The following is a 21,020-nucleotide window of genomic DNA, read 5'->3' as shown; positions in this document are numbered from 1 at the left end:
TTTTCCTACGCTATGTTTGATCACTTACTTACTGTGATTGGTATAACTCGACTTGAAATAGATTGCTAGAAACAAAAAAGAGCCTAAATATTCAGGCTCTATCTGTATCAATATTGGCTAGCGACTATTGATTAGCGCTGCATTAAACAAGCGTAAGCCGTAGTAAACGGTGCTTCTTGGTACTGCTTAAGGCCTGTTTCTTTGAACTTCATCATAAGAGGGTTGCGCTTAAGGCTTTCTTTGATTTCATTCGGAGATACAACGGTTACGTCTAGGCCGTCGATCAACTGAATTGCTGCTTCTAGTTTGAAGCCGAAGCCACCGCCAGCAAATTTGCCTTTAGTTTGGCGTTGACGAATTACCACTTTTTCTACTTGGTAATCTTCCATTAACTTTGCAAAAGAAAATTGAAAATCTTTCATATTCTGTGTGTCGTTTGCGTCACTAATCGCAACTTTAGAAACTCGGCAATCAGGAATGTTAAATACACCGTCTGATAGAGATAGAAGACAGATGACTGCATCGTTACCTTTGATTTCAACACCACAAATTTTCATGTTCTTACCTACTTATTTTAGAGCCCTATATTATGGTGTTATTTCGATGACTTCTCCAGTAATAGAACATGTCTAAGGTAAATAAATTCAATATTGTCCACTTTAACTTTTTCAGGTTGACGTCTGGTTAAATACAAATCGCTTGTTCGATGGTCGAGTTCGATATGCGATGAGATTCACAAACTTTATCTGGCTTTTTCAATAATACCGTATATTATTCGCGCGTCCTTATTTTTTGTGTGGTTACTGCGCCTTATGAATATCAAAAACCTTTCTATTAAAAGTAAAATTGCGATTCCGCTAATGGTAATCGTAATTGTATTCTCAACGGTTACTGTGCTCAACGTGATTAAATCTAACGCGCAAGCCGCAATTAACCATGAGCTCAATAATGTGGTTCAACCGGTTCTCGACAACCTAGAAGATGGGTACCGAGATATCTATCAAGTCATTGCATCTGCCCAAGGCCTGTTGCTTGCGAAAGATCAAAAGGCAATTGAATATCAACAATTCGAATTCAAAGACAACGCTTACAAAGCCGTTCCTCGCTTTGAGAGTGTCCAAACCCTATATACCGCAGGTGTCTTAGACTCATCTTCTCAAGATGAGCTAGCGAAACTGGTAAAGGCGATGAAAAAGTGGGTAGCGCTGCATGAACCAATGTTTGCAGATCCTGCCAATGCTCTTCAGTACAACATCGATTACTCGCCGGCATTAGACGCTGAGTTTGCGATCATTCGTACTCAACTTGGTGATATTAGAGCTCTGATTGCCCAGAAACAAAAAGAACTCCGCCAGCAAGCTGATGATTCAATTGAAGAAAGTAAATTGATCATCGAAGTGGGTATGGCGGTTGCTGTACTCGCTGCGTTGTTCGCTATGTGGTTATCTAATCGCTATATCGTTCAGCCTATTCAGAACGTAGAGAAAGCGATGAATGAAATCGCATCGGGTGATGGTAACTTAGCTCAGCGAATGAAAGTTGAAGGTTCTGATGAGATTGCTCGTTTAAGTTCAGCGTTTAACAAGTTTGTTAGTAAGATACATACTACTGTAGAACAAGTGATTCTGACATCGAATGCCGTACGTGTAGAGATGGAAAACATCAAATCAATTACGCAGAATGTGGCTGAATTTTCTTCGAATCAACAGAAAGAAAGTGAAGTAGTCGCGGCTGCTGTTCATGAAATGCAAGCGACCAGTGAAACGGTAAGTGGTAACGCATTAGATGCGGCAACCGCAAGTAACGTTGCGAATAATGAAGTGGAATCAGCAGACAGCACTTTGGGTCTAACCGTAACTTCCATTGAACGCCTTGCGCATGATATCGAGAATGCAGGCGGTGTGGTTCAGGAATTGGATACTGATGTGAAGAACATTGCTTCTATTCTTGGCGTGATCAAAGGCATTGCAGAGCAAACCAATCTATTGGCATTAAATGCGGCGATTGAAGCAGCGCGTGCTGGTGAGCAAGGTCGGGGTTTTGCGGTAGTTGCTGATGAAGTCCGTGCGCTTGCGAGTAAAACTCAAGACAGTACGGGTGAAATCCAATCAATGATTGAACGCTTAGAAGTTGGCGCTAAACATGCCGTTGGCGTGATGACAGAAAGCAAGGCAAGTGGAGAGAAAACCATTGTTCAAGCGGGTACTGCAGCTTCATCATTGAGCGAGATTCGTAATTCAATCGGTAAGATGAATGAGATGAATACGCAAATTGCAACAGCGGCTTCTCAGCAGTCTCAGGTGTCTGAAGAAGTGAACCAGAATGTTCAACGTATCGCGGAAAGCACCATGAAAATGGTTGAGATGGCAAACAATGCAGAGAACGCATGCATCTCACTAGCAGAACAGTGTGAAGCACTTGATAGCCTAGTATCTCAGTTTGAAGTGTAATCTTTGAGACTGAACAGGCAAAAGTGAGTGGCTAATCGTTTCTAGTTTTAACCCTCACGCATCTGTAATAGACAATAATAAGGCCCGTACTCAATGAGTGCGGGCTTTCTTTTTGGATACGAGTATTTTTTGATAATAGTATTTGTAACACAAGGTCGGTTCGAACTTTGTAGATTAGGTCGATAGGAGCCTTGTGGGGAATGCGATATTAGCTTCAATGAAGGCCTTTGTATGTGCATGGCGCATATTAAGCTAGGTGACACTGATCTATATCTTCAATACACTGTATGGGTAACCATAGTTCAAAATAGGGTAGAGGCATGGCCAATTGGGAAGGGGTAAGTGAGTTTGTTGCAGTGGCAGAGCGCGAAAGCTTTACTGGTGCCGCACAGAAACTCGCTACGTCAGTGGCTCAAATCAGTCGTAGAGTGGCAAATCTCGAGGAACGCCTCGCAGTAAAACTACTCAATCGAACGACTCGTAAGGTTTCTCTAACAGAGGCTGGGCAACTCTATTATCAGCAATGTAAGTTGTTGGTCGAGGGTTTAGAAATTGCTGAGTTAGCCGTCACGCAGATGCAATCCACGCCAAAAGGTTTACTGAAAGTAACGGCACCTGTGACTTATGGTGAGCGTCAACTCGCCCCAATACTTCATCAGTTCTTAAAGCTCCACCCACAAGTCGAACTTGAGCTGATGTTGACCAATCAAAAGCTCGACCTTATTGATTCGGGTGTCGATGTCGCTATTCGTCTTGGTCGCTTAGAAGATTCGAGCCTTGTGGCAAAGAAGCTGTCTCAACGCCAACTCTACGTGTGCGCCAGCCCTGAATATATTGAACGTTACGGTGAACCGCATACGCTCTCTGAGTTGAGTAATCATCAATGTTTAGTCGGCGGCTTTGAGCATTGGCGTTTTAAAGAAAATGGGCGACCTCGCTCAGTTCGGGTTAATGGACGCATTAAATGTAACAGTGGCTTAGCCTTACAAGACGCAGCGAAACAGAGTATTGGCTTAGTGCAGCTACCAGAATATTACGTGAGTGAAGATCTTGAGTCTGGCGAATTGGTTGAGGTGTTATCTGATTACCGAGACGATAAAGAGGGGATTTGGGCGCTTTACCCACAGAACCGTAATTTGTCTTCAAAGGTTCGCTTGTTAGTCGACTTCTTGTCTGAGCAATTAGACTAGTTCTATCTGGCAAGACACTATGGACAAGAAAATGGGCTTCAGAACAAAGATTCTGAAGCCCATTTTTATTGATGTTTTATAGCTTTTACTTGCTAAGCACTAAGCACTAAGCACTAAGCATTAAGCATTAAGCATTAAGCATTAAGCATTAAGCATTAAACCGTGAAGCGATCAACCAAGTGGTACAACTCGTTTGCTCGGCTGTTTAGGTTTTGGCTACCTGTACGGTTTTGGTTTGCTAGCGATGCCGATTGAGAACTTTGGTCTGAAATCACAACAATGCGTTGAGATATCTCTTGGCCAACAATATTCTGTTGTTCAGTCGCCGTCGCAATCAGTGAGTTCATGTCCATAATGGTATCAATCGAATCTTGAATTTTAGCAAGTGCTGCAGCTGCTGCATTTGCTTCTTCTACCGTTTGAGCACTTCTGCTTTGGCTCGAATCCATTGCTTTCACCGCGGCATCTGAAGCGGATTTTAGCTGTTGGATCATTTTGTGAATGTCGCCCGTGCTCTCTTGTGTGCGGCTTGCAAGCTTACGAACTTCATCCGCAACTACCGCAAAACCTCGGCCTTGATCACCAGCTCGCGCGGCTTCAATCGCGGCATTTAGTGCTAATAGGTTGGTCTGTTCCGCTATATCTTGAATGACAGTCAGTGAAGATGAAATGTTCTGTACATCTCCTTCAAGGCGAGACACCACAGTGTTTGCTTCTGATACTTCACTTGCAAGGTCTGCTACGGAACCTGCAGCAGCGTTGACAATTTGCTGAGCTTCTTTTGCATTGTTCTCTGCAAGTTTAGCTGAGTCAGCCGCTTGGCTTGCGTTGCTTGAGATCTCTTGCGCTGTTGTCGTCATCTCGGTCATCGCCGTTGCTACTTGTTCTGTCTCTTCACGTTGACCTGTCGCTATTTCGTCGACCTGAGCTGCGCGAGAAGACATGCTGCTCGTTTCTGATACAACTTGCTGACCCACATCGCTCACGCTACGAATGATGGTCTGTAGGCTAGCAACAAAGGCATTAAAGTTCTCACTGAGTTTGGCGAACTCAGGCGCTTTGAAGGTTTCCATTCGAGCCGTTAGGTCGGCCTCACCACTTGCAAAGGCACTGATTGAACGGTCAAATTGCTCGAGTGGTTGCATGATTGTACGGTTCACTGCAACAGCGAAAACCGCTACCACTAAGGCAATCAAGCCACAGAAAATTGCAATGGCAGTTAGTGAGCTTTGTAGCGCAGCATTCGAGCTCTCTTTCATGTCACTGATGACTGCGTCAATATCATCAGTATAAAACCCAGTTCCAAGCATTAAATCCCATTGTGGAATAAAGATTGAGTAGCTGAGTTTTGGTAACGCAATGGACTGACCTGGCTTAGGAAAGTAGTAAGTGGTGAATTCCCCAATTTTTGAGTTCTTAATCAGGTCTTGGATTAGGTAATTGCCTTGTTTGTCTTGAAGGTCGTAGTAATTTTTACCAATGCCATCGGTACCTTGTCCGATGACGATTCTTACACCCTTAGAGCTGTAGCCAAAAATATAACCAGATTCACCATATTCTAGAGTTTTTAATGTGGGTAATGCTTCTTCAAGCGTGGCACCTTTTTCTAAGAAAGGAGATATCGAAGACTGAGCCATTTGCAGGTACGCTTTGAGTTCCTTTTCTTTCATCGCCATCATATTGCTACGCGTCGATTCTACTTGTTGTGCGGTTAGCTCAGTGCTCTTCATATACGTCACGCTCATCATCCCAATTGCCATTAGTAGCAAAGGGATAAAAGAGAGAATATAAAGGCGGTTTTTGATGGTGAGGGTCATTAGCACTTCCTATGTGATTGTCTCAGGCAATTTTCAACACATTATTAATGTGGTTTCGAAATGTAAACGGACTTGTTGTTGAATTGTTATCCTAAAACCTTTTTGTTTGATAAATATGATGGCGGTTAGGTTTTGAAGTGATAGGTGGTGCAACTAAGTACTTATCTGTAAAAAGAGCCGTTCGTTTCGATGCTTTTGAATTTGGCGCTGCTTTGGTAGAATGCGACGCTTTGTAGCACCCTGCTATGTCTATTCGTTAAGTGAGAAAGATTCATGAACAAAAGCCATGTGACTATTGGTTTAACTAACCCAAAGAGCCCGACAAACGTTGGCGCGGTTATGCGTGCGGCGGGTTGCTACCAAGTCGACGAAGTTAAATACACAGGGCAACGCTACGACAAAGCTGCAAAATTTCACACCGATACCAAGAGTGCAACGCGCACTATCCCGCTTACTGGTGTCGAGTCGTTTTTAGATAACCTTAATTCAGAAACTAAGATCGTATGTGTGGAGTTGGCTGAGGGTGCGACACCACTGCCACGTTTTAAACACCCAGAGAACGCTATCTATATCTTTGGGCCTGAAGATGGTTCTATTTCTCAAGATGTCGCTGACCGAGCTGACCATGTTGTTTATGTACCAACTGTTGGTTGCATGAATCTAGCAGCAACAGTGAATGTGCTACTTTATGATCGCCTTGCTAAGTCAGATGAAATGGACGAGAGCAACGAGCTGATCAAGAAAAGCCGCGATAATCGTAATCACCTGCAAGTGAAGCAGGGGTAGATATCGTTCTAATCGTGTCTGGTCTCTTAATATCCAATGCAGATTAAAGAAAACCCCTTATTCGTAGGAATAAGGGGTTTTTACTTGGTTGATCTCGGATCTTAGGTTTGGCTATTCAGTACATTTGGAAGCCATAATTTGCAGTGGTTGCCCCGCATCATCGAATTGTAAGCTCCATACATACTGCCCAGCATTACGAATAGTGATAGCGGTATCTTGTCCGTAACCACCTTTAATTAACGAGTTAAGTTGTCCTAACTTTAGGTTAAGCCCATCCGCTGTGAACTGAGGTGACCAAGCCTTGGATGCATATTGCATGCGATAACTGCCCGGTTTTTCAGTGGTGACGACTTGGTAAGTGTTGTCACCTTTATATTCAAACTCTCGTTGACCCACGTGTTTCCAACCTGAATCAGCAAAATTGCCAACCACATAAAGCGGGCTCGAAATAGGGCCTTCAGCTTTTATTGTTGGATTGTCACATTGAGCCATGAAACCTTGTCCAACTTCATCTCCTGTCGCTAGTATCACCGCAATTGGCCCTTTTTCACTTGGCTGTGTTATCGACAAGAAACGAGCTTCAAATGGGCTTAGAACGATAGAGTAGTGGCCATCAATAGCTGAGATCGATTGCTTGGATTCAATATCCTTCAGATCAGCTATGGAGCCGACTTTTTCTTTGGCTAGTTTTATGGTTTGTTCTTTGTTGGTAACGTTCACTGCGTAGACAACAGTATCGCCTTCATAGGCTTTGTGATCGACATAGGCGACATCATTGGCCATCAGGTTTGTACGTTTACCTTGTGATAGAGCGGGGTGCGTTTCTCTCAGTTTCATCAAGTTTGTCACGTATTGCTTTAAGTCTTTTTCGTGCGCATTGAGTTGAGCTGTGACACCTTCTACTTTACCGCTAGTACGGGCTACGTGATCATCACACAGACCATTAATAGCACAGTCATCAGTCCATACTTTGTCTGAAAAACCTTCTAGCTGATCGCCTATTTCGTCCCCATAGTAGGTGGTTATTGGGCCGGTATAAGCTGCTTGGAATGAAAATGCCGCTTTATAGCGCTGCCAATACCCTTTGTCTTGTGGAGAAGCGATATCACCGCGCTGTAATAAGTCACCAAAGCGCACAAGGTCATGGTTACCGATCATTAAATTTGGCTTCGCGTGGTCTGGGTATAACGAATGTAAAGACATGCCTTCTGCAAGCCACTCTCCACCTTTGTTCCCCACGCCAGCTTCGTTTACAGCAAAGGTTTCCGTCAGGCGGTAGCGCATCGGGAAATCAAACGCAGAACATAAGGCTGGTGCTTCATTTGAACCGTAGCCTGTTTCAATAATGCGGTTCTCACCTGCCCAAATTTCCGCGACCATATAACCCAGAGGGTTCACGGTTTTACCTTCGCTGTTTACGTATTCGACTTGAGAAGAAGCGGTGTCTACCGTTTCTCTGATTTGACTCCAAGCTTCTTTTGGCACTTGATAAGCTTGATCTAAGCGCCAACCATCAATTTTGAGTTCTTTGATCCAATACTCGGCAACTTCTTGATAGAAGGCTAGGCTCTCAGGGTATGAGACTGGATTATCATCTCCTTGGGGCAGCTTACCTGTTGGTGACGGCACTACGTTTTTTTTGTGGTGGCCAAATACGCCATCAAAGAAGACATAAAGCCCACGAGCATGCGCTTCTTCAACTAAGGTTTTAGCTTCTTCCATCGTGCCGAATCTCGGATCGATATTGAAATAATCGGTGGCAAAATAACCGGTTGCATCCAGTCTATCGGCCCAATGGTCTTGTTTTTCGATAGGCTCTGAATTAAAGATTGGGGTTAGCCAAATGCCGTTCATGCCAAGAGATTCAATGTAATCAAGTGAGTCGATAATACCTTGGATGTCTCCGTTATGGTGACTGGTTCCGTAGCCTGTCCCATGACCAATTGAGTCATCACCACTGACAAAGCTTTCGACCATTACTTGATAGATCCTCAAGTCATTCACGTCGGCATTCGTATTCGTTTGGCATTGGTATGCTGTTGGTTCTTGAACTGATTCAGGTGCAGATTGGCAACTTGCAAGTAGGATGGCGGTAACGGCCAACGCGGTATTGGATAGAGAAAGTTTCACGTAAAGGTCCTTATTATTATGATTTAACCTATTATTCACCATCCTGATATTCTATAAATCCTCCGTTAAATAGTGGCAATAGGAGTAGACGGTAGGCTGAGAGACTGAGGTCACAATATGTGGTTAGGGCGAGTTGATCTTTCGAGCTGATTTTTGCAGCGAGTTGCTGGGTATTTATACAAGGCAGAGGCGTCGATGTGTAGCTAGCCTACATGAGAAGCCGATAACGCAGTAGAAATGACCAGCAAACGCTGCCCGAAGGGTTCGGCTAAAAGCGCTTTACTCTTTGTTGAGGGAGATTTGCTTAGAATGACTAGGCTACTTCCCCCTCGCCGCGATTAAAACGCTTTTATCTCGAACGAAATTTAACCACGAAAGGTCAACACGCCCTAGCTTCTTATACATATTATGATGAAGTGCTGATTTTTGAGTCGGAACGAGATTTGTACGGGAAGATATTTTTATGCGGTATGTACCAGCCTTGTTGAGAATAAGTCATTCTCTGTTTCTAATGTTATCTATCCCGTAAGCAATCGGATATTATCTTGGGTTCATCATTAGATAATTGAAGGGTTAGATAACACCATGGAAGACAAGCAATTACTTGCCGCGTTGCAACAACACCCTGTCCTCGATCTGTATCAGTTATTCCAAGAAGTTGGTCAAAACCGCTCTCTGTATGCATTACTAGAGAGGTTATCTTCCCTTAAAGAACAGCACCAACTGAGCACTCGTCTTAGCCCTTTTAAGCCTCACATCGAAGGGTTGCTGGCTCAATTTGATAGCACTACACCGGACAGTGATATTCTCAAAGCGGTTGCTCTTCAGTCTGAGATTCAGCAACGAGGCCACAGCATGAGTCGTTACATCATGACATCGGACAATCACCGCCATTTTTCCCCAAATGCAGACCTAGTGATGTTTGGTGATTCGATCACCGAATGGGCACCTTGGGCGGATATTTTTCGGGATGTTTCGATGGTCAATCGCGGTCTCGCGGGTGATACCACAACAGGCATGTTGCGCCGCATTGATACCACGTTGAATGTGAATCCAAAGCTAGTGTGTTTTATGGCAGGGATAAACGATTTAGCGCAAGGTTATGATGTCGACCATATCTACCAGAACTACATTGATATGCTTAAGGTGTGGCAAGAAAATGATATTCAGATTTTGGTGCAATCTACTCTTTATGTGGGCTCCAAACTGCAAGGTTTGAATCCGTCGGTTGAACTGCTCAATAGCAAGATAAGCGAGTACTCTTCTCAGCAAGGCATTGCGTTCTTAGATGTGAATTCAGTATTGTCACCTAATAAGCTTTTGTCGAATGAGTACTCGTGTGATGATCTGCATTTGAATGCTAAAGCTTACCAAGCTTGGGCTGAGGTGCTTCAACCTACGATAGCTGATCTACTAAAATAAACTCACGCAAATAGCCAAATAGCCAAGTAGATAAATAGACAGACAGCTAATTAAACAGCTAAACCGATAAACAGCTTAGCAAATACAAGAAAAGCCAACCCCTAGATTTGTTTCGCGAACCATAAGGACATCAATGTGAACCTAAGACAGTTGGAAGTCTTCTACGCCATTATGCAGAACGGAACCGTATCTGGAGCCGCGCGCAGCTTGCATGTGTCGCAACCTAATGTGACTCGTATTCTGGCGCATACCGAGCAACAACTCGGGTTTGGATTGTTCGAGCGTGTGAAAGGTCGGTTGGTACCAACGGTTGAGGCGAAAACCTTGTTGCCAGAAGCGGAGAAGGTCTATCAACAACTGGGGCAGTTTCGCTCTCTGACCAACAAAGTAAAGCAAGGCCATCAGCATTTACGCATTGGTGCTCCGCCGATTTTGGCGACCAAATTGCTGACTCCGGTCATAGCTCAAATGTCTCGCGAGCAAGAACTCTCTTTTGAGTTGCTGACAGCGAACCGTGATGAACTATGTGCTGGGTTGTTAAAGCATGAGCTTGATATTGCCATCGCGTTTGGGGACGAAACACCGCCTGCCATATTAAGTGAAACGCTATTAACCGAATCACTCAAGGTTTTGGTCCCCTCCAATACGGCTGAACACTTGCCCGCAGAATTAACTCTTGATGGCCTGATTAACTATTCTTTGCCAATCATCGGGCTTGATAGCCGTGATCCATTAGGCCTTCTGTTACATCAAAGCCTTATTGCGCGAGATGAGGATTATCACCATCCGATATCTGTGCGTGGATATAGCGCGGCGGCGGAACTGGTGAAGCACCAAGCGGGGTTTGCGATTGTGGATCCGTGGACTGCAGAGCAGTATCAAAATGACGATTCAGTTTGCGTGTTGCCGCTAAAGCCAGCAATTCCATTCTCGGTATCGACTTTGTGCGCAGAGCACACCCCTCAGTCGGTTTCTGTTAAGCAATTTATCGTTTCATTGAAGAGCCACACTCACCCTATAACTTAAGGTTATAGGCTCGCCATAAATAGGTATTCGGCAGCTTCTAAGTTCTTAATTAAAGTAAACCCATACAAGGATTTATTAATTAGGAATACTCATGTCTATCGCTCAACCTTACCTTCTTTTTCTTGGGGATGTTACCGACCCACTTGCCGCAAAAACAGCTTGCGGTATCCACCAATGGCGACCAGAAATCTGCCTAGGTCAACTGCGCTTAACAGGCGATACGGTTTCTCTTGGTTTAACGGACATGACCTTACAAGAGGCTCAAGCAAAGGGGGCGAAAACGCTCGTGATTGGCACGGCAAATCCGGGTGGCGTTATTCCTGACTCTTGGCAGCCATTCATAATGGCCGCTGCAGAAATGGGATTTGAGATTGCATCGGGTATGCACCAGCGCTTGAGCGAATTTTCACCGCTTGCTGACATGAAACAGCGAGGATTGACTAAGCTTCATGATGTACGCCACTTTGATGGTGATCTAAAGGTTGGTAACGGCAAACCACGACAAGGTAAACGCCTTCTCACAGTCGGAACAGATTGCTCAGTCGGCAAAATGTTCTCGGCGCTGGCGATTGAAAAATCGCTTAAACAAGCGGGAACGTCAGCTCAGTTTAAAGCGACAGGGCAGACGGGTATCTTGATTGAAGGTAGCGGGATTTCGATTGATGCTGTGGTCGCGGATTTCATTTCCGGTGCGGTTGAAGCGATTAGCCCCGATTTTACTGACCACGAGTGGGACATCATTGAAGGGCAGGGTTCTTTGTTCAACCCTTCGTTTGCAGGCGTGAGTTTAGGGTTATTGCATGGCGCACAAGCTGATGCTTTGGTGCTGTGTCACGAAGTAGGGCGACCACATATTCGCAACCTTCCTCATGCGCAATTGCCAAGCATAGAACAGACCATTGAAGCGAACTTGCAAGCCGCGCGATTGACGAATCCAGACGTGAAACTGGTCGGCATTTGTTTGAACACGTCGGCGATTAGCTCTGAAGACGCTGAGACATTATGCCAAGAATGGACCACACTCTATCAAGTACCCGTGACGGACCCGGTTCGTTTTGGTGTACAACACATTACTGATCATTTGCGACATTCACTTTAACGATTTCATCATTTCTACGTTTCCATTTGTTAAAGCGAACATCAATCGAGTGAAATTATGAAGATTACAGCAGAACCCATTACTATCGCGATGCAAACACCTTTTCGCATCTCTCGTGGCAGCCGAACTGAGTGTCACGTTGTTCGTGTTTACATTGAACATGGTGGCATACAAGCTCAAGGCGAATGTACGCCTTACCCACGATACGGCGAGTCATCAGAGTCTGTGTTAGCGCAAATCCAACAAGCGTCTAGCGCACTTGAAGCTATGTTTGCACGAGGCGTTACCGATCCCGCAGAGCTAAGAGATCATCTTCAGTCTTTATTGACCGGGGGGGCAGCGCGAAATGCGGTCGATTGTGCGCTTTGGGATTTCGAAGCGCAGCAGAATGGTCAGATGTTTCCAAATAGCTTGTTTGAGTTACCTGCTCAAATTGTGACTGCAATGACAGTCTCCATTGGTACACCAGAAGCGATGGCGACCCAAGCACGAGATTATGTGGCGAATGGCGCTAAGCTCCTAAAAGTGAAGCTTGATGGCGAGCAGGTAGTAGAGCGTGTTAGTGCTGTGCGAGAAGCGGCACCTGATGTTCAGATTGTACTGGATGCTAATGAAGCGTGGACAGGGTTGAATCTCGAAGAGTTGTTCAATCAACTTACTGAGTTTGATATCGCGATGATCGAGCAACCTTTGCCGCAACAACATGATGCGTCACTGGCACATATCAATCACCCGATCCCACTGTGTGCTGATGAAAGCTGTCATACCACTTCGCAACTATCATCTTTGTTAGGCAAGTATGAAATGGTCAACATCAAGCTCGATAAAACGGGCGGTTTGACCGAAGCCTTGGTACTTGCTGAGGAAGCTCAAAGGCTCGGTTTTACTTTGATGTCGGGTTGTATGTTAGGCACCTCATTGGCGATGCGGGCAGCGCTGCCTATTGCGGTTCAATCTAAAATAGTCGACCTTGATGGCCCTGTGTTACTCGGGCAAGATGTTTCGCCAGCACTGACTTATCAAGATGGGATGATCATTCTTTAAGGTGGTTTAGGATTGCCCATTAGAAATAAAGAATGGGCAAAAATAAGTAACTAGAAAACACAATGCTTAGCAAAGTCGCCGGCTTCATTAGCAGTCCAGTCACCTTTAGGCTTTTCTTTCATATCAGTACACCAAGCTTCACTGCCAACTTCTGTACAGGCCATTAATTGAGTCGCGAGAAATAGAATTAATGCGATTTTTTTCATAATAAACATTCCTTTCTTGTTTAAATTCTTGCTTATCACTGTATTAAATACTATTCGTGATTGTTATAGCAACCAGAGACTTAAGGGGTTTAAAGACGATATGGATTTGAGCTGAAATAGCGATTTGGTAACGAGAAGAGATGACGGAGTCTCAAGATCGAAAAAGCCAGCAACATGTGCTGGCTTTGAAATTCTTGTACGCTTCTATTTGTTAGTGCGCTTTAACTACTTGTCGAGTTATACCAGTTTCATCTCTTGGATGATGTCTGAAGCAATTTCTGGCTTCGTGCTCGTTGGTTTCTCGTGTAAGTCTGATTTTAATTGTCCCTTACGGTTACTTAGGCCTGCTTCAAGTTTCTTGAGTGCTGAAGCGATAGCTGGATACATAACGTCATCTGTAGCTTTTGCGTTTACACGTACACCTTCGTAGTTGGTGAACACTTCAACCTGGTGTTGACCATGTTCTTTTGTGATGATGATGTCGCAGCTGATCAGTGATGGGAAATGGTTAGATATCTTCTCGAATTTACCTTCGATGTCTTTGCGTGACTCGTCGTTAATTGATACATGATGTGTTTGAACATTTATTTTCATAAATCATACCTTTCCAATGACTGTGTCATTTAAACGTAGCAAACATCGGTTAGTTTAACCAACTGCGAAATACCACATGTGTGATTCACTTCAGTGTTATCAAATAATCTCCCTTTACTCCCTTGAAAGTCCGAAGAACTGATCGCATATTATGTTTCGTGTTTTCAATACATGTTCAAAAATACCTCACTCGCGAAGCATTCCTCTAATCTATCTTGCCAGCCTAGGTTTTATCGCCTTAACCAAACGTCAGCTCAAATACTTATTCTAGTTTAAGTTTTATAAATCATTGCTAGTTTGATGCCGATAATGCTTTCTTTTTAAATCACTGCAGTTGATATAAAAAGTGTGGTTTATATAAAAAAGCAAAGCTCCGTGAATGCGGCTATTGAATAAGGCAACTCTTGGCTGCCTTTATAGCGCCATCTGGTTTTTGCGACAGCTATGACTCTTCAAATTGATAAGAAGAGGGCACCACAATCACGCCTTGTTTTGATATATGGAAGCGTTTGGCGTCGGCAAGGCTATCAACACCGATCTGGGTTCCGTCAGGCACTTTGACGTTCTTATCGATGATGCAGTTTTGTATGTGGCAGTTTTTTCCAATCTCAACATCTTCAAACAGAATACTATCAATCACAATCGCGGCATTGCTGACTTTCACTTTTGGGAAGAAGATAGAGTTTTGCGCCGAACCACCTTCAATCACAACACCATTGGCGATCATCGAGTTGATGAATATCCCTTGGTTACCTTCGACCGAAGCAATGGTTCGTGCGGGCGGCAGTTGTGGCTCATAAGTGCGAATAGCCCAATCCGGTTGGTATAAATCGATAGGTGAGGCCGGTTTCAACAGATCCATATTCGATTGGTAATAAGAGTCGATAGTACCCACATCTCTCCAGTAAGCATCTTGCGTCACACGTCCTTCCTCATCACCAAACCTATACGCGTAAACGCTGTTATTGCCGACTAACTTAGGAATGATGTCTTTGCCAAAATCGTGGTTTGAGTCTGGATCTTCTGCGTCTGCCATTAATGCCTGTGTTAGTACTTCTTTATCAAAGATGTAGATCCCCATTGAAGCCATGCTTCGAGTTGGTCTACCGGGTACGCACGCGGGGTAACGTGGTTTCTCGGTAAAGTTATTGATTTGTAGAGACTCGTCTATTTCCATCACACCAAACTCTTTGGCTTCGTCAATCGAAACCTCCATGCACGCCACGGTCAGGTCAGCCTCGTTCTTTTTGTGCTGCTTGAGCATTGGCGCGTAATCCATGCGATAGATATGGTCGCCGGATAACACCACCACATGTTTGGCTTCACTACGAGAAAGCAGATACAAGTTTTGATAGATGGCATCAGCAGTGCCTCTGTACCAGCTATCACCGGTTCGCATTTGTGGGGGAACATTGGTGATGTATTCGCCGAGCTCGGGGTTAAGCACTGACCAACCATCTCTCAAATGTTTTTGCAATGAGTGTGATTTGTACTGAGTCAGCACCAAAATTTGGCGTAGCCCAGAGTGTAAGCAGTTCGCGAGAGTGAAATCGATGATTCGATATTTGCCACCAAAGGGGACCGCAGGTTTTGCGCGGTTATCGGTAAGGGGAGAAAGCCGAGAGCCAACACCGCCGGCCAGAACGATTGTTAGAGTGTCTTGCATGGTCAGAACCTCAATGTATTTATGATTATGAACATAGACTTGCAAGCACTAAGCCAAATGTAACTCATTGAATATTAAACGAGATGAGAATGAATTCTGCGAGATTGCACCAAGTTGATGCGTACGAGGTGTTGGCTTGCTCTATTTTGATCCAAATAGATCCGGGCAAGGTGAAGGGGTTATATGATCAACGACGACTGGTTTTTAAACGCATCCGTCTGGTACGCAGACATCGATACTACAGCCAAGTACAAGGCTGGTGGGAAACAGTACTCAACAGACGTTGATATTGATCCATGGGTATTCATGATCGGTGGTGGTTACAACTTCTAATTAACATCTTTAGTTTATTAAAAGCGCTCAAGCTCCAGCCAGCTTGGGCGCTTTTTTCTTTTGATCAACAACGTCACAAACAACGCAAGCAAATCATGCATGAGTAAAAATTGATGTGGCGATTGCAATCATCGTTACCATCAAAACAAAAGCGCCAAGACTTGTTAAGTCGTGGCGCTTTTTTAGCTCATAGTTTAGTTCATCGCTTATTTAGTCGCGATAGCAAAGGCCTATGGCTGTTGCTTAGTTGGTGCTAGAGCAATCTCACGGATACATACGTTTTGTGGTTGTTGGTAAGCGAATGATACCGCACGAGCGATATCGTCAGCTGCCAGTACGCCGCCCATGTCTACTTTCCAAGAATCGTAACCGTCTTTGATCTCTTGAGAGGTTGTATGAGACAGAAGTTCAGTCTCTACAGCACCCGGTGCGATAGTGGTAACACGAACATTTGAAGCAGCAACTTCTTCACGAACGTTCTCAGAAATAGCGTGTACCGCGAATTTAGTACCACAGTAAGCAGCGTGGCTTGGGAATGTTTTCTTACCCGCGATTGAGCTGATGTTGATGATAGTACCGGTATTGCGTTCCATCATAGGAGCAAGTACAGATTGCATGCCGTTTAGAAGGCCAATCACGTTCACGTCGAACATTGTCTTCCACTCTTGTGCGTCTTGAGTATCGATTTGACCAAGAAGCATTGCACCAGCGTTGTTGATAAGCGCGTCTACAGGGCCAAATTTCGCTTCACCTTGTGCGATTGCTGCATCAAAAGACGCTTTGTCTGTTACGTCTACTTTTACAGATAGAGAGTTTGGTAGGTTCAACGCTTCAAGGCGGTCAACACGACGAGCTAAAAGTAGCAGAGGGTGGCCTTCATCGCTTAGACGACGAGCGATTGCTTCACCAATACCAGAGCTTGCACCTGTAATTACGATTAGTTTTTTCATTTTATTTCCTCTGTACTTTTATTGCGTCGGTTGGCTACGACGTATTGTTTAAGTGCATTCGAATCAAGTGCTTGTTGCCTTGCTTCGTTGCGATGGAGGTATATTAAAGAAAATAGCATTGTTGATATATGGCGCTTTACTTGAAACACTGTTGCTGTGGTGCAACAATAAGTGCGTTCACTCTATTACTTCATCATCTTAAAATTTCACAACTAAGCTGGCGACCATGCTCAATCAAATTAACCTGTCTGATATTCGTTCTTTCGTGCTTATCGCGCGTTTAGGTAACTTCACTAAAGCGGCGGAGGAGCTTGATGTGTCGCGCTCCCACGTATCACGCCAAGTGAGTAGCTTAGAAAAGCAGATGGGCGTGACGTTGTTTATCCGCACCACTCGAACCTTAAGACTGACGCACGCAGGGCAAGATCTATACGCGAGATGCGAACAAGCCTTAGATAATATAGACCAAGCTCTGATTGCTGCGGTTGATGATGTCGAAGAGGTACGTGGCGACATAAAAGTAAATTGTGTTGGCGGTTATCTGGGAGAGGTGATTATTGCGGATCTGGTTAATGAGTTTATGCAGCTTTACCCAGACATCAGCATTAGTCTTGATTTCAGTAGTAACCGAGTCGATTTGATTGAAGACGCCTTTGATATCGCTTTTCGTATGGGGAGCTTAGAAGACGCGGGCTTTATCGCAAGAAAGCTTTTGGACATTGAGATGGGAACACTCGCGAGCCCTGAGTATTTTGCTCGCAAAGGGAAGCCAAATCACCCTAAAGATCTAATCCATCATGATTGCTTAACGGGGTCAGTGCGTAAGTGGAGTTTTCAAGCGTTGGACGACACCAAGAAAACGGTCGATGTGCATGTGACGGGCAGGTTGCAATGCAAAAATGGTCGAGTGTTGGTACAGGGCGCGAAGTCGGGCAACGGAATTATTCGCGTACCAACTATCTATTGCTTACAAGAACTGAATGACGGGCAATTGCTGCAAGTGTTTGATGAGTGGGTGGTGCCGAAAGTGGACTTTTCAGCGATCTACCATCGAGACCGCTATCAACCAAGCCGAATCCGAACCTTCATTGATTTTGTGAAAGGCCGTTTTGACCAAATGCCAGTGAGCTAAGGCTTCGCGGTTTTCTCTTTCGTTATACCTAGAATAAATGTAGACAGAACGTATAGAAAAATAACAACAGTAAGGTCGTCATTATGTTCAATATGGACTTTTCAAAAAAGCTGGTTATAGAAACCGAATCATTAGATTGGATTGCAAGCCCTGCCAAAGGGGTGTGGCGTAAGCCGCTAGAAAGAGAAGAGAAAGAATCGGGCCACACGACTAGCGTGGTGAAATACGATCCTGAATCTTCGTTTTCTGAGCACCCGCATCCGCAAGGTGAAGAGATCTTCGTATTAGATGGCGTGTTCTCAGATGAAACGGGTGATTTCCCTGCTGGCACTTATATCCGTAATCCGCCGGGCAGTGCGCATTCTCCATCAAGTAAAAATGGCTGCACGATATTGGTTAAGCTTAACCAATTTGATGCGAGAGACTTAACTCAAGTTCGTATCAATACACTAGAAACGGAGTGGCTTCCGGGCATTGGTGGCTTACAAGTCATGCCACTGCATGAGTTTGAGCACGAACATGTCGCGTTAGTGAAATGGCCCGTTGGTGAGCGCTTTCAACCACACCGTCATTTTTGTGGTGAAGAGATCTTTGTGTTGTCAGGCACTTTTAAAGATGAACATGGCGTGTATCCAAAACACACTTGGATGCGTAGCCCTCATATGAGCGAGCATTTCCCTTATGTGGAAGAAGAGACGGTTATCCTAGTGAAAACGGGTCACTTGCCATTGGTATAATTGCGAACCTAACATTTTTATAGAAAGACATGCAGAATAAACACATAAATACAAAAATCCGATATCAAAGGTGATATCGGATTTGAACTCAATAATTCAGAGTTCCACACGCTCTCCTCTCACGAAGTCTTTACACGTATCTGTGTACCGATAATCGGGTGTTTATCGTCTTATCGTTGATGTCAGGTAAAGGTTGATACAAGCTTCTAGTAATGTCGGATAATACTTGGTCGTAAACTTGCGATACGATGCTAGAAATATCACTGGTTAATTCGTATAAGCTATCTGTCGGTTGAGTTAATTCGTTGCTCGATGCGATCTCTGTGAGTGCATGCATCGCACGTGTACAAATCGGTGAGCCACTAGTGATAGGGCAGATAATTGATAGTTGGTTGAGTTTTCGATGTGTCTGAGATGCATAGAATTTGAATCTCGCATACTCCTCAGGTTGTTCCATATCCGCCTTTTCTATTCCAGGGATAGACATTCGTAACTTGGTTAGGGTCTCCATGCAATCTAAGATCTGTTGCCAGTTCATATGGTATTCTCGGCTCATGTCTTCTCGCTCAGATTGGATCAACCAGATGATCATCACCTCATCCATTAAGAACATGCTGTGGCGAATCGTTTTGCCATGAATCGATTGGTTACGCACTAAGCTACGGTTTTGCCAGTCGCAGTGCATGGCGATGAGCTTGAGGTGATAGATGCGGTACATAGGGCGGCTATCGAACGACACATGAGATTGAAGCAGTTCCGATACCTCAAGTATGTTGTCGTAAATCTGATTCACCTTTCGAATTGAGTCGCTCGTCAATTGATACGCCAGAGCATAATGCGTTGCCGCGCGATGTTTGCGTGATAGCAACAATAACTGTCTGAGTAGAACTAAGGTTTCAAACCGGTGTGATAGCGCTGTTTCTCTCTTCCTTGAGAAATGATACAGGGCGGAAAGTACTAATAGGGATAAACCCACTGAAATAACGACCAACATATTCAACTCCTAATATCTGAATACCTACTTAGTGGTAGTGCAGACACCGTGCCAAAATAAATAAGTCTTATATTTCATTGAGTTATGTTTTTAGTCTAATTATGGATGATCAATCATGGTGCATGACTTCACCATTCGAGTGAATGTTTCTCATATTTTGCAGGATTTTTTGAGAGGTTACGCGTTTCTAACGATAGGTTGGGGAGGTTTCGGTAAGTAGAGACACTTTGGCGATCCATCTTTGGTTCGTTTTAAGTTGCTGAAATCAAAAAGGCCTCATCCCTTATATGCTTTAATTCTAAAAGCGTTAAGAGTGAGGCCTTTCAATGTTCATTTCGCAGTAGTTGCCTTAACTACTAAGTGTTTAGCATTGAAGGCTAAACGTTATGCAAGCTTAAGGTCGAACTCGCTGCGGTACATCACCATATCTTCAATGGTCAGTACTGGCATGTTGTGCAACTTACCGAAAGCCACGATCTCCGGCGCTTTTGCCATTGTGCCGTCTGGGTTAGTTACTTCACACAATACACCTGCTGATTGAAGACCTGCCATTTGCATCAGATCCACAGTACCTTCTGTGTGACCGCGGCGAGCCAATACGCCACCTTTACGAGCACGTAATGGGAAAACGTGGCCAGGGCGAGCAAGGTCAGTAGGCTTAGCTGTTGGGTTTGCAGCTGTCTTGATCGTTGTTACACGGTCAGCGGCAGAAACACCTGTCGTTACGCCAACTTTCGCTTCGATAGTGACGGTAAACGCAGTTTGGTTTGCGCTGTTGTTATCAACAACCATAGGTGGAAGTTCAAGTTGGTTCGCTTGCTCGTCAGTTAGACACAGGCACACAATGCCGCTACATTCGCGGATCATAAGCGCCATTTGAGCATTTGTTAGGTGTTCTACTGAGTAGATGATGTCGCCTTCGTTCTCGCGATCTTCATCGTCAAGTAAAAGTACGCCACGACCTTCGCGCAGAGCTTGCAGTGCGTTTTCAACGCGAGTGATTGGTTCGCCAAATTCGGCAAGTAGTGAAGACTGATTCATGGTTAAACTCCTAAAATATCACCAGAATCAGGGCTGTATGAGGGATCTCAACCGAGCACAACAAAGCCTACTCATAACAAGTAGACCTATACCAATCCTACTGTGATTGGCACTAGCTCATTATGGTTTTATCCAAAACGAAATGCACCCGTCTGAGTTGGAGAGGCTAACCCAATAATAGGCCTACCTTTCCAACTTAAACGAGTGTGTTTTCATTCTCTCTCATCCGGACTATGACCGTCGGCTCTGGCATCTCACCAGATCTGCTGACCTCGACGTATCGAGCGCTCGCGGGCTTATCTTTAGATTTTGCTAAAAACATACCGCCGGTGGGGAATTTCGCCCCGCCCTGAGAATAAAAATTAATAATCTGTTTTGCTTTGAAAGCAGACCAGATGGTAAT

18 protein-coding genes, 1 pseudogene and 1 riboswitch are annotated in these 21,020 nt (G+C 44.4%); of the genes and pseudogenes, 10 read left to right on the top strand and 9 right to left on the bottom strand.

All coding sequences use genetic code 11. The features are described from left to right. Positions 1 to 131: 131 nt before the first annotated feature. Entirely contained in the window at positions 132 to 557 is a 426-nt protein-coding gene (locus AB4407_RS02220) for a DUF3010 family protein (protein WP_009846243.1), read from the bottom strand. A 255-nt stretch (positions 558 to 812) separates the two neighbouring features. Between AB4407_RS02220 and AB4407_RS02215 the strand changes: the two genes are divergently transcribed. Together AB4407_RS02215 and AB4407_RS02210 are read left to right on the top strand one after the other, a co-directional pair. Next, positions 813 to 2,450, top strand: a complete 1,638-nt coding sequence (locus tag AB4407_RS02215) for a methyl-accepting chemotaxis protein (RefSeq protein ID WP_372118173.1) — start codon at positions 813 to 815, stop codon at positions 2,448 to 2,450. A 320-nt stretch (positions 2,451 to 2,770) separates the two neighbouring features. Next, positions 2,771 to 3,640: a LysR family transcriptional regulator gene (locus tag AB4407_RS02210; protein WP_009846245.1), complete on the top strand. Its 870-nt coding sequence runs from the start codon at positions 2,771 to 2,773 to the stop codon at positions 3,638 to 3,640. 155 nt (positions 3,641 to 3,795) lie between these two features. Here the strand turns inward: AB4407_RS02210 and AB4407_RS02205 are convergent, their stop codons facing one another. Then, positions 3,796 to 5,457 carry a methyl-accepting chemotaxis protein gene (locus tag AB4407_RS02205; RefSeq protein ID WP_017097657.1) on the bottom strand — a complete coding sequence of 554 codons (1,662 nt, stop codon included), beginning with the start codon at positions 5,455 to 5,457 and terminating at the stop codon, positions 3,796 to 3,798. Positions 5,458 to 5,730: 273 nt separating this feature from the next. Between AB4407_RS02205 and AB4407_RS02200 the strand changes: the two genes are divergently transcribed. Further along, entirely contained in the window at positions 5,731 to 6,243 is a 513-nt protein-coding gene (locus AB4407_RS02200; RefSeq protein ID WP_009846247.1) for an RNA methyltransferase, read from the top strand. 111 nt (positions 6,244 to 6,354) lie between these two features. On the opposite strand, the gene AB4407_RS02195 is transcribed toward AB4407_RS02200, so the two are convergent. Continuing rightward, positions 6,355 to 8,415, bottom strand: a complete 2,061-nt coding sequence (locus AB4407_RS02195) for an alpha-amylase family glycosyl hydrolase (protein ID WP_372118170.1) — start codon at positions 8,413 to 8,415, stop codon at positions 6,355 to 6,357. Positions 8,416 to 8,958: 543 nt separating this feature from the next. Here AB4407_RS02195 and AB4407_RS02190 point away from each other — a divergent pair. The 4 genes from AB4407_RS02190 to dgcA all read left to right on the top strand — a co-directional run bounded on the left by AB4407_RS02190 (position 8,959) and on the right by dgcA (position 12,964). Then, the gene (locus AB4407_RS02190; protein ID WP_372118168.1) at positions 8,959 to 9,795 is read left to right on the top strand and encodes an SGNH/GDSL hydrolase family protein; all 837 of its coding nucleotides are present in this window, start codon (positions 8,959 to 8,961) and stop codon (positions 9,793 to 9,795) included. A gap of 135 nt (positions 9,796 to 9,930) precedes the next feature. After that, a complete protein-coding gene (locus tag AB4407_RS02185) occupies positions 9,931 to 10,821 on the top strand; it encodes a LysR family transcriptional regulator (RefSeq protein WP_372118165.1) in 891 nt (296 codons plus the stop codon). Positions 10,822 to 10,912: 91 nt separating this feature from the next. Continuing rightward, positions 10,913 to 11,920 (top strand): N-acetyltransferase DgcN, encoded by a 1,008-nt coding sequence (dgcN, locus tag AB4407_RS02180; protein ID WP_372118163.1) that lies wholly within the window; start codon positions 10,913 to 10,915, stop codon positions 11,918 to 11,920. A 57-nt stretch (positions 11,921 to 11,977) separates the two neighbouring features. Continuing rightward, positions 11,978 to 12,964 carry an N-acetyl-D-Glu racemase DgcA gene (gene dgcA, locus AB4407_RS02175; protein WP_372118160.1) on the top strand — a complete coding sequence of 329 codons (987 nt, stop codon included), beginning with the start codon at positions 11,978 to 11,980 and terminating at the stop codon, positions 12,962 to 12,964. A 50-nt stretch (positions 12,965 to 13,014) separates the two neighbouring features. Here dgcA and AB4407_RS02170 read toward each other — a convergent pair whose 3' ends face one another. The 3 genes from AB4407_RS02170 to glgC all read right to left on the bottom strand — a co-directional run bounded on the left by AB4407_RS02170 (position 13,015) and on the right by glgC (position 15,430). Beyond that, positions 13,015 to 13,170: a DUF3012 domain-containing protein gene (locus AB4407_RS02170; protein ID WP_004732998.1), complete on the bottom strand. Its 156-nt coding sequence runs from the start codon at positions 13,168 to 13,170 to the stop codon at positions 13,015 to 13,017. Between the two features lie 237 nt (positions 13,171 to 13,407). Then, positions 13,408 to 13,764: a ribosome hibernation-promoting factor, HPF/YfiA family gene (gene hpf, locus AB4407_RS02165; RefSeq protein ID WP_009846260.1), complete on the bottom strand. Its 357-nt coding sequence runs from the start codon at positions 13,762 to 13,764 to the stop codon at positions 13,408 to 13,410. Positions 13,765 to 14,206: 442 nt separating this feature from the next. Next, positions 14,207 to 15,430, bottom strand: coding sequence for a glucose-1-phosphate adenylyltransferase (gene glgC / locus AB4407_RS02160; protein ID WP_372118157.1), 1,224 nt, complete (start codon positions 15,428 to 15,430; stop codon positions 14,207 to 14,209). Positions 15,431 to 15,610: 180 nt separating this feature from the next. Between glgC and AB4407_RS02155 the strand changes: the two are divergent. After that, a pseudogene (locus AB4407_RS02155) lies at positions 15,611 to 15,763 on the top strand (OmpW family outer membrane protein); the annotation flags it as partial. A gap of 230 nt (positions 15,764 to 15,993) precedes the next feature. On the opposite strand, the gene AB4407_RS02150 reads toward AB4407_RS02155, so the two are convergent. Continuing rightward, positions 15,994 to 16,713 (bottom strand): SDR family oxidoreductase, encoded by a 720-nt coding sequence (locus tag AB4407_RS02150; RefSeq protein ID WP_372118156.1) that lies wholly within the window; start codon positions 16,711 to 16,713, stop codon positions 15,994 to 15,996. 226 nt (positions 16,714 to 16,939) lie between these two features. Between AB4407_RS02150 and AB4407_RS02145 the strand changes: the two genes are divergently transcribed. Both AB4407_RS02145 and AB4407_RS02140 read left to right on the top strand, forming a co-directional pair. After that, the gene (locus AB4407_RS02145) at positions 16,940 to 17,845 is read left to right on the top strand and encodes a LysR substrate-binding domain-containing protein (RefSeq protein ID WP_372118154.1); all 906 of its coding nucleotides are present in this window, start codon (positions 16,940 to 16,942) and stop codon (positions 17,843 to 17,845) included. Between the two features lie 83 nt (positions 17,846 to 17,928). Then, complete coding sequence (locus AB4407_RS02140; protein ID WP_372118152.1) at positions 17,929 to 18,582, top strand: cupin domain-containing protein; 654 nt, start codon at positions 17,929 to 17,931, stop codon at positions 18,580 to 18,582. A gap of 130 nt (positions 18,583 to 18,712) precedes the next feature. On the opposite strand, the gene AB4407_RS02135 is transcribed toward AB4407_RS02140, so the two are convergent. Together AB4407_RS02135 and ribB are read right to left on the bottom strand one after the other, a co-directional pair. Beyond that, on the bottom strand, positions 18,713 to 19,576 hold the full coding sequence (locus AB4407_RS02135) for a hypothetical protein (RefSeq protein ID WP_372118150.1): 864 nt from the start codon (positions 19,574 to 19,576) through the stop codon (positions 18,713 to 18,715). 384 nt (positions 19,577 to 19,960) lie between these two features. Beyond that, positions 19,961 to 20,617 (bottom strand): 3,4-dihydroxy-2-butanone-4-phosphate synthase, encoded by a 657-nt coding sequence (ribB, locus tag AB4407_RS02130; protein WP_372118147.1) that lies wholly within the window; start codon positions 20,615 to 20,617, stop codon positions 19,961 to 19,963. Between the two features lie 210 nt (positions 20,618 to 20,827). Further along, a riboswitch (FMN riboswitch) is annotated at positions 20,828 to 20,978 on the bottom strand. Positions 20,979 to 21,020: the final 42 nt, after the last annotated feature.

The organism is Vibrio sp. 10N.261.46.E11, from assembly GCF_041472735.1.
In the GTDB taxonomy this organism is placed as follows: Bacteria; Pseudomonadota; Gammaproteobacteria; order Enterobacterales; family Vibrionaceae; genus Vibrio.
This window is presented reverse-complemented; position numbering and strand designations above follow the sequence as displayed.